13 protein-coding genes are annotated in these 15,160 nt (G+C 39.4%); 7 read left to right on the top strand and 6 right to left on the bottom strand.

Annotated features, from left to right (window positions below):
- Positions 1-275: 275 nt before the first annotated feature.
- The 3 genes from NXS00_RS05335 to NXS00_RS05325 all read left to right on the top strand — a co-directional run bounded on the left by NXS00_RS05335 (position 276) and on the right by NXS00_RS05325 (position 5,169).
- A complete protein-coding gene (locus NXS00_RS05335; RefSeq protein WP_258098083.1) occupies positions 276-578 on the top strand; it encodes a GIY-YIG nuclease family protein in 303 nt (100 codons plus the stop codon).
- Between the two features lie 409 nt (positions 579-987).
- Positions 988-3,888, top strand: a complete 2,901-nt coding sequence (locus tag NXS00_RS05330) for a PD-(D/E)XK nuclease family protein (RefSeq protein WP_258098082.1) — start codon at positions 988-990, stop codon at positions 3,886-3,888.
- Positions 3,889-3,972: 84 nt separating this feature from the next.
- On the top strand, positions 3,973-5,169 hold the full coding sequence (locus NXS00_RS05325) for a GAF domain-containing protein (protein WP_258098081.1): 1,197 nt from the start codon (positions 3,973-3,975) through the stop codon (positions 5,167-5,169).
- On the opposite strand, the gene NXS00_RS05320 is transcribed toward NXS00_RS05325, so the two are convergent.
- Positions 5,166-5,564: a Dabb family protein gene (locus tag NXS00_RS05320; protein ID WP_258098080.1), complete on the bottom strand. Its 399-nt coding sequence runs from the start codon at positions 5,562-5,564 to the stop codon at positions 5,166-5,168. The genes NXS00_RS05325 and NXS00_RS05320 overlap by 4 nt on opposite strands.
- A gap of 109 nt (positions 5,565-5,673) precedes the next feature.
- On the opposite strand from NXS00_RS05320, the gene NXS00_RS05315 reads away from it, so the two are divergent.
- A complete protein-coding gene (locus NXS00_RS05315; RefSeq protein WP_258098079.1) occupies positions 5,674-6,300 on the top strand; it encodes a 2OG-Fe(II) oxygenase in 627 nt (208 codons plus the stop codon).
- Here the strand turns inward: NXS00_RS05315 and msrA are convergent, their stop codons facing one another.
- Together msrA and NXS00_RS05305 are read right to left on the bottom strand one after the other, a co-directional pair.
- On the bottom strand, positions 6,301-6,948 hold the full coding sequence (gene msrA, locus NXS00_RS05310) for a peptide-methionine (S)-S-oxide reductase MsrA (RefSeq protein WP_258098078.1): 648 nt from the start codon (positions 6,946-6,948) through the stop codon (positions 6,301-6,303).
- Positions 6,949-7,243: 295 nt separating this feature from the next.
- On the bottom strand, positions 7,244-9,025 hold the full coding sequence (locus NXS00_RS05305; protein ID WP_258098077.1) for a M61 family metallopeptidase: 1,782 nt from the start codon (positions 9,023-9,025) through the stop codon (positions 7,244-7,246).
- Positions 9,026-9,146: 121 nt separating this feature from the next.
- Here NXS00_RS05305 and NXS00_RS05300 point away from each other — a divergent pair, with 121 nt between their 5' ends.
- The 3 genes from NXS00_RS05300 (at position 9,147) to NXS00_RS05290 (ending at position 13,095) form a co-directional block, all read left to right on the top strand.
- Entirely contained in the window at positions 9,147-10,013 is an 867-nt protein-coding gene (locus tag NXS00_RS05300) for a LolA-like protein (RefSeq protein ID WP_258098076.1), read from the top strand.
- Between the two features lie 38 nt (positions 10,014-10,051).
- Positions 10,052-11,929: an ABC-F family ATP-binding cassette domain-containing protein gene (locus NXS00_RS05295; RefSeq protein ID WP_258098075.1), complete on the top strand. Its 1,878-nt coding sequence runs from the start codon at positions 10,052-10,054 to the stop codon at positions 11,927-11,929.
- Positions 11,930-12,018: 89 nt separating this feature from the next.
- Positions 12,019-13,095 carry a serine hydrolase domain-containing protein gene (locus NXS00_RS05290; protein WP_258098074.1) on the top strand — a complete coding sequence of 359 codons (1,077 nt, stop codon included), beginning with the start codon at positions 12,019-12,021 and terminating at the stop codon, positions 13,093-13,095.
- On the opposite strand, the gene NXS00_RS05285 is transcribed toward NXS00_RS05290, so the two are convergent.
- The 3 genes from NXS00_RS05285 to NXS00_RS05275 form a co-directional block, all read right to left on the bottom strand.
- A complete protein-coding gene (locus tag NXS00_RS05285) occupies positions 13,085-13,660 on the bottom strand; it encodes a uracil-DNA glycosylase family protein (RefSeq protein WP_258098073.1) in 576 nt (191 codons plus the stop codon). The two genes, NXS00_RS05290 and NXS00_RS05285, sit on opposite strands and share 11 nt — an antisense overlap.
- Before the next feature lie 41 nt (positions 13,661-13,701).
- Entirely contained in the window at positions 13,702-14,229 is a 528-nt protein-coding gene (locus tag NXS00_RS05280) for an NADPH-dependent FMN reductase (RefSeq protein ID WP_258098072.1), read from the bottom strand.
- A gap of 71 nt (positions 14,230-14,300) precedes the next feature.
- On the bottom strand, positions 14,301-15,140 hold the full coding sequence (locus NXS00_RS05275; protein ID WP_258098071.1) for a DUF4349 domain-containing protein: 840 nt from the start codon (positions 15,138-15,140) through the stop codon (positions 14,301-14,303).
- Positions 15,141-15,160: the final 20 nt, after the last annotated feature.

Raw genomic sequence — 15,160 nt, 5'->3', positions numbered from 1 at the left:
TTAGTGAAAATAAGAAGATGGATTTCTCCTTAGCAGCCTGAAGGCATGCATGTCGAAATGACAAAAAGGAGAAAATTATTAATGTTAAAGAAATTGTCATCTCGACGAAGGAGAGATCTATTTATTGGGAATAAGTTTTTTTGAATAGAGATAGATTTCTTCTAAGCAGGTTTAATGAATGCGTGTCGAAATGATCTAAAGGAGAAGATTATTAATGTTAATGAAATTGTCATCTCGACGCAGGAGAGATCTACCTTGAAGAAAGATTAATTAGAATGAAGAACCATAATTACTTTGTATACATCACTACTAATCCAAAGAAAACGGTTCTTTATATCGGTGTTACAAATGATTTGGAGACTCGAATGCAACAACATTTTGAAAGCCGTGGTGATACCAATCATTTTGCTGCGAAATACTATTGTTATAATCTAATCTATTGGGAGCGATTTCAGTATATCGATCATGCAATTGATCGAGAAAAAGAGTTGAAAAAATGGAGAAGAGATAAAAAAGAACAGTTGATTAATGAGTTTAACCCTAATTGGGATTTTCTTAATTATGCTGATTTGGGTTAATTGATAAGATAGATTTCTCCTTAGCAGCCTGAAGGCATGCCTGTCGAAATGACAAAAGGATAAAGATTATCAATATTAAGAAGATTGTCCACTAGACGAAGGAGAGATCTTTTTGTTAGGAATAAGTGCTTTAAATAGATAAACCTGTTTCTTTTAAGTAGCATTAATTGATTGAATGTCGAATAGACAAAAACGATGAAGATTATCAAAATTAAAGAGATTATCATCACGTTGAAAGTGGGATCTTTTTATAGGGGGTAAGCTTTTCAAATAGAGATAGATTTCTCCTTAGCAGCCTTACGGAATACTCGTCGAAATGACAAAAAGGAGAGATCTATCTTTTTGTATAGATCAAAAGTCAATGACAGAGTTTGCGTAATGCTTTTAACGAGCATTTGATTTAGAACTAATGAGCGATAATAGTAAACATTGTAATCAATCATTCATAGCTGAGGTGGCTGAGCGAGTACTTCGTGACAATCAGCAAAATCTACATCAGGTTCAAATCATTTTCCCGAACCGCAGAGCAGGTTTATTCTTCAGAAAGGAGCTATCAAAACTGATCGATAAACCAATATGGATGCCGGAAGTCATCAGTATGGAGGACTTTGTGAGATCCTTCAGTTCTTTGGTGAAGGTAGAGAAGATCGAAGCAATCTTCTCTCTGTTCGAGGTGTATAAGGAGCATCAGAAGCGAGAAGAAACGTTTGATCAGTTCTTCTTTTGGGGCGAAATGATCCTTCGAGATTTTGAAGAGATCGACCAATATCTTGTAGATACGGAAAAGCTTTTTACCAGTATCAAGACACAAAAAGAACTGGATGAGGAGTTCTATTTCCTGGATGAAGAAGATAAGAAAGTTATTCAATCATTCTGGGCAAGCTTTTTACCAAAAGCCACTGCAAGTCAAGAGGCATTTTTAGAAACATGGAAAATCTTGCGACCGATTTATGCAGATTTTAGAGAGAAGCTTTTGTCTCAAGGAGTGGCGTATGGTGGCTTGATCTACCGAGAGGTTTCTGATCACTTATCTGAAGCTATTCCGGCTGAAGGAACAAAGATTTACTTTGCTGGTTTCAATGCCTTGACTTATGCAGAAGAGAAAATCATCAAGCATTTTGTGCATGAATACAATGCAGAGATGATTTGGGATCTGGATGATTACTATTACAACAACCCAAAGCAGGAAGCAGGCTTCTTCCTTCGTGAATATGGCAAAGACACCATTCTGAGTAAAACATTCCCGGAAGAACCTCCTAAGCGTTTTCATCAGGAGAAAAATTTTGAAGCTACTGGCGTTTCGTTAGAAGTTGGTCAAACCAAAGCGCTGGCTGAGCACCTAACGCATTTGGTGGAGAAAGGGGAATATGATCCTGAGAAAACGGTGGTCGTATTACCCATGGAGCATATGTTATTTCCAGCACTTCACGCCATTCCAGATCCAGTGGATAAGGTAAACATCACGATGGGGTATCCGCTTAAGGAAACCCCAGTGTATAGTTTGCTGGAAAGTGTGTTGTTGTTGCAACACATGCGTAAAGACAGTCAGGTTAATGGTCCTTCTTTCTACTATAAGCCATTGGTGGAGTTGTTAGAGCATCCGTTGTTATTTGCACTGGATGAAGAACCGATCAAGGAATTGATCAAAGAAATCAAAAGCAGAAATCTGATTACCATCTATCTGGATGAGATAGAGTTAACTCATGATGTTTTTGGAATCATATTCCAGAAACCGGATTCGGCTTTCGAATACATGCTCAGTATTCTGAAATGTTTGTATGACACCTGGAAGGATAAGGGACATGACCTGGAGCTGGAGTTTATCAGTCGATTTTACGAACACGTGGCTCATCTGAAAGAAATGATGGGTGAGCGGGCAGAAGATCTTACTTATGATTTTCTGATTAAACTGTTCCGAAGGTTGGCAAGAACGCTCAAAATTCCATTTACAGGAGAACCATTGAATGGCTTGCAGATCATGGGTATTTTGGAAACAAGAAATCTTGATTTTGAGAATGTTTTCATCTTAAGTATGAATGAGGATAGCTGGCCTGCAGCTGCTCGTCGAGGTTCGTTTATACCTTTCAATATTCGCAAAGCGTTTAGCATGCCTGTATTTGATCATCAGGATGCGATCTATTCGTATTTGTTTTATCGATTGCTTCAGCGAGCTAAGAACATTCATTTCTTCTACAATACGGTAGCAGAGTTTAATGTGAATGGAGAGCTCAGCCGATTGGTTCAACAACTAGAAGTAGAGTCAGGATATACTATCAAAAAGAAGATCCTGGCAAGTCCTATCAAAACGACGGCACCTTTACCAATAGTGATTGAAAAGTCTTCTTTGGTCCAATCCAAGATGGAGCGTTATCTGGATGGTTTTCAATCTAAGAATGGACTTCATCCAGGTTCATTCACACCATCAGCAATGAATGCATACCTCGATTGTTCGTTGCGATTCTACTTTAAGTATGTGGAGCGCTTGTATGAGCCGGACGAGGTACAGGAAGAAATGGATGCAATGGTGTTCGGTAACATTTTGCACGATACCATGGAGCTGCTTTACAAGGATACTACCAAGCGAAACAAGCGTCCGGAAATATATCCAGAGGATTTTACATGGATTAAAGCTGGAATAGAAGGGGCCATGAATGAAGCTTTCAAAAAGCACTACAAGATCAAAAAGCAGAAGAAGTTTAAGTTGGAAGGTCGGACTTTGATTGCTTCAGATGTACTGAAGAAGTTTATTATCAAAATCCTCGATTATGACGAAAAATATGCTCCATTTAGAATCTTAGGTCTGGAGGCTAGTACCAAAGAAGGCTATGCGATGGATTTCCCAATTCAGGTATCTGGCAAGGAACAGCGTGTCAAAATTCGAGGGATAATTGATCGTATTGATCAAAAACAGGGTAAAGTACGGGTAATCGACTACAAGACCGGTCGTGATGAAAAAGACTTTACTACGATTGCATCGTTAGTCGATCGTAAGGAGAAAAGTAGACGCAAAGCGGCTTTTCAGGTGTTTTTCTATAGTTACCTGTTCTATAAAAAGTACCAGGGTGATTATGACGTGATTGAGCCTGGATTATTCAATTCAAGAGATCTGTTTAGTGAGGATTTTGAATGGAGAATCTATGACAAGCAGAATAAGACCAGTGTAGGGGAGTTTAGACAATATTTGCCTGAATTCGAAGAAGGGTTGACTAATCTGTTGACAGAAATGTATGATCCAGCGAAACCATTTGTGCAAACTGAGGATTTGAAGAAGTGCGGCTACTGTCCATATAAGGATATCTGTGGTCGATAAAATTTAAATCTTATTGACTTCCTGAATCTTGCTCTTATCTTTACAATCCAGCTTTGAGCATTTTTTAATCTCAAATCGCATCACATGGAAAGCACATTGCAGGCAAAGTATTCAACAAACGATTTGCCATTTACTCGAGAGCTTTTGGCAGAAGCTGAAGATGAGCAACTGATGAAAATCGTTAAGGACGCTGCGCGTGACCTTAAGTCTCCAATTGCACTGGTAACGGTGGTTATGGAGCAAGTCCAGTTTTTTAAAGCACATTATGGTCTTTCTGAAGAACTAACAAGAGCTCGGAGAACCACTCGCGATGTTTCTTTTTGTCAATTTGTGGTGGATACAGAAAATCCTTTAGAACTGGTAGACGCTAAAGGGATGACAGGGATCCCACAAGATATTGTGGATGAACACGGAATTAGAGCCTATTTAGGCATGCCAATCAAATCTAATAATCAAGTAATTGGATCCTTATGTGTGCTGGATACAGAGCCGCATTCTTTCTCTGATGAGGAAAAAGACAATTTGGGAAGATTAGCTGAATTGGTCAATGATCGATTAGCTCAACTCAATAAGTCCAGGAAAAAGGATCAATCTCAGCTGATTGGTAAAGCAGCTTTTCCAGCATTGGAGGAGGTGAAACAAACTATTGAGCCCATAAAACCACAAATTTCTAACAGTATGGTGGCTCTGCGTGAGTTGTCAACTTTTATGAGATTCATGGAGCAAACCCTTTATGGTAAATTCCCATCTAAGGATGAGTTGAGAAAAAAGCTGAGTGATGCTAAGTTGGCAGTAGAGCGATGTGAGAACAGTTTATATGATATTGAAGTAAGTTCAGAAGATGCGATGGATGCAGTTGATGCGCTGGAGCACGTATTTATGCCTTCCACCACGGTGCTACTATCGGAAATTGCTGAAGCTGGACGAGAGCTTGCTCGCCATGTGACCAAAGAGAGCGGAGGAGTTTTGTTACCTGAATTGGATTTTAATCCTCAGGTAACCACACCACAAACTTTAGGTTCCTCTATCATCGCATTGACACTAACTTTGGTTGCAAATGGCTTGATTAAATCCAGTAAGCATCATAAGATCAAAATGTCAGTAATCGATCAGGATGTAAGGGCTGCGTTAGTAATCGAATGTGATGACTTGTCTGAGGCGATAAGGGGTGAAATCGTCAGAGAGTTACGTAATCACACATCCGAAGAGCCAACTATTTCCTTTAAATTGGTTGACGGAAATATTCATCTATTGTTCTCTATCGTAAAGGAACGCTCTTAAAGCGCTCCCCAGGAATCAAAAATTTTCACTGTTGTCCATTTCATGTTGTTGTCCTCTATATACTTGAGGTGAGCTTCATGTTTTTGGTAAATGTCTTGATCTTCTTTAGAATCAAATGTGACTACAAGACTTACTGAATAGGAATTGTCTACAATCTCTCGTGGAGTCCCGGCTGGCTTACCAAGGTGATAGCTATTGATTTCTTTTACTTGCTTCAAGAATGATTCAGTGCTCGTAATGAATTCATCTGCATCTGCTTCAGGTTTAAGCCAGAAGAATACCATATGGATGAATCTGCCACTTATTTGTTTCTTAGGTTTTGCTTGTATTGAAGATGCCATAGTTACTGCGCCAAGTGATAATAATGCTTTTTGAATAAAAGATCGTTTGTTCATTGTCTCTGCTTCTTGTTCATCGGTAATTTAACCAAGATTGTCAGTTTAATCCTAACGCAACAAATCTTAACATTTCAGCGTACATTCGCGAGTCGTTTTTTGAAACTGATTGAGAACATTTAGTGAAGACACGTGGATCGACTGGGTTGATAGACTGTCAGAAGATAATTACCTGGTCATTGATGATTTTATCGAAGATCAGGAGCTGGAGGTTTTTCTAAGATCTTTTAGGGATAGTTTAGAGGAGGAGGATTTTAAGCCCGCGGGGATTGGTGCAGGTCAGGATTTTCAACTGAAAAGGGAAATTCGTGGTGATAAGATCAAGTGGCTGGACAGATCCAGAGATGTTGACCTAGCGAATTTTTTTGAACGTGTTGATGAAACTATTGGAGTTTTAAACCGCTATTGCTACTTGAGTTTATCTGGTTCAGAGTTTCATATGGCACATTACCCACAGGGCACTTTTTATAAACGACATTTGGATCAATTCAATTCACGAAGCAATCGCTTGATATCTGTCATTCTGTATCTCAATAAGAACTGGACAGAAGGTGATGGTGGAGAATTAAAAGTATTTCTCAATGAAGAAGAGCACACTATTGCTCCAATTGCCAAAAGATGCGTAATCATGCGAAGTGACAAGGTGGAGCATGAAGTGATGATGACGAATAAAGATCGTTATAGTTTGACCGGCTGGTTGTTGTACCAACCGGTAGGATTGACTTTCTTGGCTTAATTATTCTTCTTCTTTAAGAATATCCGCAAACTTTTTCTTTACCCGATCAATTTTAGGACGAGAGACATTCATAATGTATCGATCGTATGGATGTTTCTCCTCATAGTCCTGATGATAGTCTTCAGCGGGATAAAAAGCTGTATAAGCATTGAGCTGAGTCACAATTGGCTTTGGGTAGATATCTTTAAGTTCTTCGATTTTAGCTTTGGCTAAGCTCAATTGTTCTTCGCTGTGATAGAAAATAGCACTTCTATATTGTGTCCCCACATCTGGTCCCTGACGATTTAGTTGAGTAGGGTCATGTGCAGTAAAAAAGATGTCTAAGAGAGTTTCGTAGCTGATTACTTCTGGATCATAGTAAATCTGAACCGTTTCAGTATGTTCTGTTCTTCCCGAGCTTACCATTTTATAATCTGCAGTTGATTTTTTACCACCTGCATAGCCAGAAACTGCTTCTTCTACACCTTTGATCTGCTCAAAGGACGCTTCTACGCACCAGAAACAGCCTCCTGCAAACGTAGCAGTGTCAAGCTTTTCAAAAGGAACTTGAGAAGTTTCGGAGATATTTTGTTCTGTTTTTTCCTGTTGAGTTGGGGTACTACAACTAACTAGTATCGCAAGAGTAATTGTATATAGTGTCATTTTCATAGCGCTTATTTGGATAGAACAAACGAAGGGAGAGGATGTTCAGATGTTGAAATGTTAAGAAATGTCAAAAAATGTAATCTGGGCTACATTTTAGCTCAAATAGAGCAACATCTTTTAAATGATGTAGTTAATACAATACACCTTCAAAAATGGAAAATAAAGAATTTGAAAATATTTATACAATGCGGAACTAAGTCATTTATAGAAGTTGTTTTCATTGTATAAAAAGGTAACTTTTTAGGTTAGGCGGTGATAGATAGACGCGGCTTCCGCTCGGAGGTCGCGTCTTCTTTTTTTAGTCTATTTCTAACCAATCATTTCTTCTCTTGACAATTTTCTTATTCAGTTTATCATCAGAAATGTACGAAAGGGTTATTCGAGGATCTTGTTTGGTGATGAATTCACCAGTTTTGTTCAATCCCATTTGCTCGTAGGTGATAGTATACGTTTTTCCAATTTCTAATGAATTGATCACTTTGTTAAGGTCGGATGTTGATTCAATAGATTTTTCGTTTACAGTCAGTAGTTGATCACCTTTTTCTACTCCGGCTTCATATAGTGCGGTACCTCTCATGACTACACTTTGTACTCTCTGGTTGTCATCTAATTTAGGGTTGCCAAAGTAAGCTGAATTCGGATTTTGTAAAGAAACCTTGATTCCAAATTCATCGAACAATGCTTCAAAATCAGGGAGTTTGCTGTCATAGATTTGTTCGTTGAAGAACTTAGTGGCAAATTCTTTATTGGTTAATTGCGCCAATACCTTTTGTAAATCAGATAACGTGTAAGGAATCTCAGGCTTACCATATTGTTGCCAAACCATGCGCATGTATTCATCTAGAGTTTTGTTGAATTCAGTTCTGAGAGTTAAGTCAAGACCTAATCCAATTACTGATCCATAGCTATAGTAGCTGACGAAGTTGTTATAATAGTTCGTTTCATCGTTTGCTGTTCCAGCATCTACAAATGTAGCGTTGTAACTGTCTTTTACTGGGCTTCTAAATTCCCTTGAAGGACTGTTCAATACATAGTTTAATCCTCCGATTAAGCTCTTTACATATTGCTCAGGCTCATAAATACCAGCTCTTGTCAATGATAGATCATCAAAATAGGATGTAAAACCTTCACCAAACCACAATGCTTCTGAAAGGTTCGCATGATCAAAGTCAAACGGCTCCAAGGATTTAGGTCTGATACGCTCGATGTTCCAGGAGTGGAAAAACTCATGTGATACGGTTCCAATTAAACCTGAAGCATTTTTGGCTAAAGAACCTGTACTGGTACACACCGTAGAATTTCTGTGTTCCATACCATCACCATCTACCCATGGGTTATAGCCAATTAAGAAGGTATATCTTCCGTAATCGAAGGTTGGTAATTCACCGTAAATGGATCTTTGTTCTTCTACTACTTTTTTAACCCACTCGGTATAGTTGTCCAGTTCTTCTGTGGTTCCTTCATGCATCATAGCTATCTGGATGGTCTGCTCACCAACTTTCCATTCTATCCAGTCGATGTTACCAACGATGGTTGGACTGTCATAGAAGTAATAATAGTTAGGTGCTGAGTAGGTGGTTTTATTTTCCTTCACAAGTTGGGATGCCACTGACCAATCAGCTGGTAGATCTGGTATCACTAGGTTTACTTTACGATCTTCCAGGCCTATACCTCGTGCAAAGGTTGCTGGCATATTCATATGCAACTTGCGAGCATCCACACCCATATAGGTGCCATCAGCATGGTTTCCGTAGATTGTGTATTGGAAAGTGACTTTTCCATCTACAACTGGGGCTTCCCATGCGTAAGGTGTCAATCTTTTTAGTGGAAGTTCTTTTCCAGATGCATCTCGAGCAGATTCCTCATAGATATTCTTAGCGAAGTTGTGTAGAGCATATCTTCCAGGAGAGAAATTCGGCATTCGAACTTCCAGTTTTTCCGATTTCACATCAGTGAATTGAATAGTTACCCCCAGTTCGTGGTGATGTATATTGGATATGTCTAATGTATAGGTGATTTCCTGTGAGAAAGAAACAGAAAAGGAGGCCATAACAAGGGCCAAAAGTCCAAAAAGGCGCATGTTTTTGATTTAGGTTTCAATAAGTTTCCCTCGAATATAGCAATGGTCTTACCCACGACCTAAAACAATATTTGTAATCGGTAACATACGAATTGGAGCGGGGAAGATGTTAATTCGCGAAATGAAATATTTCTTATTGACAATACTATCCATCGTTTTAGTTTCCTGTTCTTCTAATAATCAAAAGGAGACTGAAGAGTCTTATAACCTGGTCCCTGCGAGATGGGTCGACCAGCGTGTTAATCAAGCTAAAGAGCGCACTTCTCTCACTCCGGGAGGTCAATTAATCTGGGAATCGATAAAAGCTCATGGAGGTTTGAATAAATGGTTTGGAAATGGTGCATTGAGTTTTCACTTTGACTATCAGCCATTGGACGGTAAAGTTCGAAGAAATTCCTTTCAGACAATCAATCAATGGTCTGTGCAATCTGTGCATGAGTTGGCGTCCAATCGGTCAGTGAGCTTTGGATGGGATGGTTCGGAAGCCTGGGTGTATCCGGATACAGCTGAGGTTCCGGTCAATGTTCGTTTTTGGTCCAATACTCCGTTTTATTTTGTTGGGCTTCCATTCGTTTTGGCTGATGAAGGAATTAATTATGAAATACTTCCTTCAGATACTTTGGACAGCAAAACTTATGATTTGGTCAAAGTAACTTATTCTGGAGGTTTGGGTGATGCGCCGGATGATTTCTATGTGATTTACATCGATCAGCAAACCAAGCTGATGGGCGCATTGAGATATATTGTTTCTTATCCAGGCTTCTTTCCTGATGGGGGACATTCACCAGAGAAAATCATGAAAATCAATTCACTCTCAACTATTGATGGCATTCAATTACCAACAGGTTATGAAACCTACTGGTGGACCAATGACTCTACTGGTGAGCATATCACACACATAGATGTTTCAGAAATTTCTTTCAAAAAAGGGTTACCTGAAGACTTTTTTGACAAGCCTGAAGGCGCTAGAGTACAAGAGTCGATGTAGTTTGGTTTCTTACCATTCATAGTCTGTACATTTGCGCCATGAATCACTTATCGGTAGAGAATCTGGCAAAGAGTTACGACTCCAGGCAGTTGTTTGAAGGGTTGACATTCGGGTTGGATCAAGGGCAAAAAGCTGCTTTGGTTGGGGTGAATGGATGTGGTAAGTCCACTATGATGAAAATCATAGCTGGTTTGGAACCGCCAGATAAAGGAGAAGTGTCTTTCCGTAAAGGCGTTAGGGTAGCTATGGTTCCCCAAAATCCAGATTTTGATAGTGAGGATAACATTGTTCAGGCAGTGTTTGCCGAAGATATCGAAGAGCTGAATGTGGTTCGGGATTATGAGATTGCCTTGCACAAGGCAACAATAGATCCTGAAAACGCACCGGATATCACACCGCTTATTGAACGCATGGATCAGCTCAATGCGTGGGATTATGAGAGTAAGGTAAAGCAGATTCTGGGTGAGCTGGGTTTGCATAACCTGGATCAGAAAATGGGTGAGCTTTCCGGGGGTCAGCGCAAACGTGTAGCACTTGCCAGAGCATTGATTATCAATCCTGATTTTTTAATTCTGGATGAGCCTACTAACCATTTGGATTTAGAGGTTATTGAGTGGTTAGAAAACTATCTGGCTACAGCCAACCTGACCCTATTGATGGTAACTCACGATCGATACTTTTTGGATAAAGTGACGAATGAGATTCTTGAGATCGATCAAGGACAGATATTTAAATACAAAGGCAACTATGCCCATTTTTTAGAGAAGAAGGCAGAGCGAGAAGAGATGGAGGCCTCATCGGTTGATAAGGCCAAAAACTTACTTCGCAAAGAGCTGGAATGGATGCGTAGACAGCCAAAGGCACGTGGCACCAAAGCGAAATATCGTGTTGATGCATTCTATGAGACCAAAGAGAAAGCTTCCAAAGGAGTAAATAGACAGGAACTTGAAGTTAACCTGAAAGGAGAACGACAAGGAAAGAAAATCATGGAGCTAGAGCAGGTTTCTAAGCGATTTGGAGATCTGAAGATTCTGGACCATTTCAATCATACCTTCCAAAGGAAAGAGCGTGTTGGTATTGTTGGGCCAAACGGAGTAGGGAAGTCTACCTTCTTAAATATTCTTATTGGTGAGATCGAAGCTGACTCAGGAAGGAGAGAGGTAGGTCAAACAACGAAGTTTGGTTATTACACCCAGGAAGAGTTGAAGTTTGATCCGAATGCCCGCGTGATCGATGTAGTGAAAGAGGTGGCTGAGGTAATACAATTAGCAGATGGTTCTCAGATTACGGCTTCTCAATTGTTGAATCAATTCTTATTTCCACCAAAGATGCAGTTCAATGTAGTCGGAAAACTGAGTGGAGGTGAGCGAAGAAGGCTTCAACTACTACGAGTGCTGATGAATAATCCAAATTTCCTCATTCTAGATGAGCCTACCAACGATTTGGATTTGATGACCTTGAACGTGCTGGAAGATTACCTGGAGACGTTTGAAGGTTGTTTAATGGTAGTTTCTCACGATAGGTATTTCATGGATCGTTTGACTGATCACTTGTTTGTATTTGAAGGAGACGGTAAGGTTCGTGATTTCCCTGGTAACTACACTGATTTGCGAGCTGAAGGCGGACTGAAGACAAGCAAAGAAAAGCTGCAAGACTCAAAGAAATCACCTGCAACTAAGGTTGAAGAACCTGTTAAAAGCGACAAGAAAAAACTCTCTTACAATGAGCAGCGCGAATTTGACGGATTAGAGTCTGAGATGGAGAAACTAGAGCTTCGTAAAGAGGAAATCGGTGAAAAAATGAATACCATTACTGATTTCGAAGAGTTGCAAAAGCTTGCTCAGGATTTGGAAGCCGTGAAAGAACAGCTTGAGGAGAAAGAAATGCGCTGGTTGGAGCTAAGCGAAAGGGTTTGAGCAGAGCGAGATAAAATAGGTGATTAGTTGTGTTAGTAGTGTCCAAAACCTTCGGTGCTCATCCACGTGTTATATCTAACTCAACTTCTATGAAACCGTTCCTTATTATACTCTTCAATTTCATTGGGCTAGGTGTTTTTGCTCAGTCGTATCATTATGAACAACCAGAAACATTGAACGATGGATGGGAATCAAATAATATTCGTTTATTGCTGAAGGATACCACTATTTTGAATCAATTGTTCGGCCAACTATACCAGGGGCCTAATAAGCTACATAGTGTGCTTCTGGTGAATAATGGAAAACTTGTATTGGAAGAATACTTCAATGGAGCATCAATTGATCAACCACATGATTTAAGATCTGCAACGAAGAGTATTCGATCCATGCTTTTGGGAATTGCCATGGAGAAAGGATTTATTAACAGTATCGATGATTCTATATTCAAGTACTTAGAACAGCGACCAACGAAAAATCTGGATATTAGAAAGGAAGAGATCACGATCAGGCATTTACTGACCATGTCCTCTGGTTTAGATTGTAATGATTGGGATAAAAAATCGGCAGGCCAGGAGGATAAGATTTATAAAAAGAAAGATTGGGTTCAGTACACACTTGATTTACCAATGATCAATGATCCTGGTGAAATATCCACTTATTGTTCTATGGGCGCTGTGCTTTTAGCTGAGATCATTGAGCAAACTTCTGGAATGTCCATAGATATGTTTGCGGATAAATACCTTTTTGAACCATTGAGAATTACAAATTATACCTGGGGACACACTTCAAATAAAGAGGTTATTAGTGCTGGAAAGAGACTGTATTTGACTACAAGAGATTTTGCTAAAATCGGTCAATTGGTTTTAGATAAGGGGAAGTGGAATGGTAAGCAAATAGTTTCTTCTGAATGGGTTGAATTATCAACAACAGCTTCAGCGGAAATCACCGGAATGGAGTATGGTTTGTTATGGTGGAATATTCCTTTTACCGATGGAGAGAAGGATATTCCTTCAGTTGTTGCAACTGGAAACGGTGGGCAATACCTTATGATTTATCCCACATTGAATTTATTAGCTGTTTTTACTGGAGGTGCTTACAATTCTGAGGAAGATAAACTGCCTTTTATGATTATGAATAAGGCGCTACTACCAAATCTTAACTATTGAGATGTAATGCTATTCTTTCTTTCAATTCAGGCAGAACTTCATCTTCAAACCACCCATTTTTCTTCATCCAGATATTGTTTCGAGGTGAGGGATGAGGAAGTGGAAGGTATTTCGGAAGATACTCTTCAAAGCTCCTGACAGTTTCTGTTAGTGTTGATTTTGCTTGATTGCCGAGATAATAATTCTGAGCGTATTGCCCCACCAATAGCATGAGTTTCACATTTTTTATTTGGTCTAAAACTAACTCATGCCATTTTGGAGCACATTCTGGTCTTGGTGGGAGATCTCCAGATTTTCCTTTACCAGGATAACAAAACCCCATGGGAATGATAGCAATATTTTTAGGATTGTAAAAGTCTTCCTCAGAAATGTTCATCCATTTTCGCAGATTTTTACCACTCGCATCATCCCAGGGGATTCCAGATTGATGCACCTTAGTGCCTGGAGCCTGACCAATGAGAACTATTTTACTATCTGGATGAGCTGACAAGACTGGTCTCGGCCCTAATGCTAGGTGAGGCTCACATAGTGTGCATCGCTTGATTTCGGAGAGGAGATCAAACATGTGAAAAACTCTGAGGAGTATTTAATTTCATCTTTCTGAAGTTAAAAAGTAGAACACATGGGTGAAAATACTTCAATCAACTTTTCTATTTGAGTGATCAATTCGTCATCGAGCTGACTATCTGATACCTTTCCTTTAATTCCTTGAATCAATAACGAGGTTTCTGGAGTGATGTGAGCTTGAAGTGTTTTCATAATGAGCTGTAGTTCTTCATGACCTTTCACACCACTGGCAGATGCTGTAATAATCGCCGTAGGTTTATCTGTTAGAACAGTAGTGGATACACACCACTCCAAAGCATTCTTCAGCCGGCTGGGAATACTGAAAACATATTCAGGAGAAGAAATGATAATACCATCTGACCCTTCTAATTGTTTTCTAAAGAAGATAATAGAATCAGGAGTGCCCTCAGTTGTTAGCTCAGTCTGGAAATGGGGAAGAGACTCCAGATCATTAATGATAGTCAATTCCAAAATGGCCGAAAATTTTTCTTTGATGGTTTTTAATATTAGCTCATTGGATGAGCCTTGTGTAGCACTTCCACAAATGCCAATAATTTGAAGTTTCATAGATGAGATGTTTGAAAAGCTAAACTACCATTATTTATCACCCCATTATGGTTTGGTAAATCAACTAGTGATCATTGGTCGGCTGGCTTACGCAATGCTCTTCTAGCTCTCCATCTTCTAAAAATATAGCCAATTGCAACTAAGAGAATTAAAAATGGCCATAAGCGTACCAAACCTACCAGAAACGATAAGAAACCTGTCCAACCACTAGATAGCGCACTTGCGATTCGGGCAAAGAAACCTTTGCGACCGGATTCGTTGTATACATATGGCAACTGTTCATAAAAGCTCACATTAAGTGTGCTGTAACCAATTTGCTTACTGAGGTATTTAAACTGGCCCTCAAGCTGCTCAATGGTGGTTCTCACCTCCGTTAAATTTCTTTCGATCTCCAGAATATCCTGCATGGTGGAGGCTTTATTCAGCAATTCCAAATACCGTTGTTCTAATGCTTTCTGATTCGTTATTCTGGATTGTAAATCATAGTATCGCTCAGTGACATCTTCTATGTTGGAATATTTGTTTTCAAGCTTATATGCCAGTGAACTGATTTTGTTGATTAGACTATCATAATTTTCTGCTGGTACTCTGATAGTCAGCTCGTAACGTGAATATTGATCGGATTTCGATTGGTTTTCAGCCTCTAAATAGGCCTTGTATTGAGGTAGAAGTCTGGTGATTTTCTCAAAATCGGTAGTAATATTTTCAGACTCAAAATTGATTCCACCTCGCTTGATGAGTTTTTGGGTGATTTCGGCTGAAGATTTCTTCGGAGTAGGTTGCTGGGTCGAAGGGATATACTCAATTGCTTCAAAATCATTAGAGTAGTCACCTTCAGCCAATTTGAAACTTGGATCATTGGAATGACAAGCTGATGCAAATAGAAGAAGGGAGAGGTACAAGGTTTTCATAGGCGGTTAACTTGATGCTC

The organism is Marinoscillum pacificum, from assembly GCF_024714495.1.
GTDB lineage: Bacteria > Bacteroidota > Bacteroidia > Cytophagales > Cyclobacteriaceae > Marinoscillum > Marinoscillum pacificum.
This window is presented reverse-complemented; position numbering and strand designations above follow the sequence as displayed.

Bases quoted from the DNA above. Each gene is read 5' to 3' on its own strand.
- NXS00_RS05335 (WP_258098083.1), top strand. From the start codon at position 276: ATGAAGAACCATAATTACTTTGTATACATCACTACTAATCCAAAGAAA.
- NXS00_RS05330 (WP_258098082.1), top strand. From the start codon at position 988: ATGAGCGATAATAGTAAACATTGTAATCAATCATTCATAGCTGAGGTG.
- NXS00_RS05325 (WP_258098081.1), top strand. From the start codon at position 3,973: ATGGAAAGCACATTGCAGGCAAAGTATTCAACAAACGATTTGCCATTT.
- NXS00_RS05320 (WP_258098080.1), bottom strand. From the start codon at position 5,564: ATGAACAAACGATCTTTTATTCAAAAAGCATTATTATCACTTGGCGCA.
- msrA (WP_258098078.1), bottom strand. From the start codon at position 6,948: ATGAAAATGACACTATATACAATTACTCTTGCGATACTAGTTAGTTGT.
- NXS00_RS05305 (WP_258098077.1), bottom strand. From the start codon at position 9,025: ATGCGCCTTTTTGGACTTTTGGCCCTTGTTATGGCCTCCTTTTCTGTT.
- NXS00_RS05300 (WP_258098076.1), top strand. From the start codon at position 9,147: ATGAAATATTTCTTATTGACAATACTATCCATCGTTTTAGTTTCCTGT.
- NXS00_RS05295 (WP_258098075.1), top strand. From the start codon at position 10,052: ATGAATCACTTATCGGTAGAGAATCTGGCAAAGAGTTACGACTCCAGG.
- NXS00_RS05290 (WP_258098074.1), top strand. From the start codon at position 12,019: ATGAAACCGTTCCTTATTATACTCTTCAATTTCATTGGGCTAGGTGTT.
- NXS00_RS05285 (WP_258098073.1), bottom strand. From the start codon at position 13,660: ATGTTTGATCTCCTCTCCGAAATCAAGCGATGCACACTATGTGAGCCT.
- NXS00_RS05280 (WP_258098072.1), bottom strand. From the start codon at position 14,229: ATGAAACTTCAAATTATTGGCATTTGTGGAAGTGCTACACAAGGCTCA.
- NXS00_RS05275 (WP_258098071.1), bottom strand. From the start codon at position 15,140: ATGAAAACCTTGTACCTCTCCCTTCTTCTATTTGCATCAGCTTGTCAT.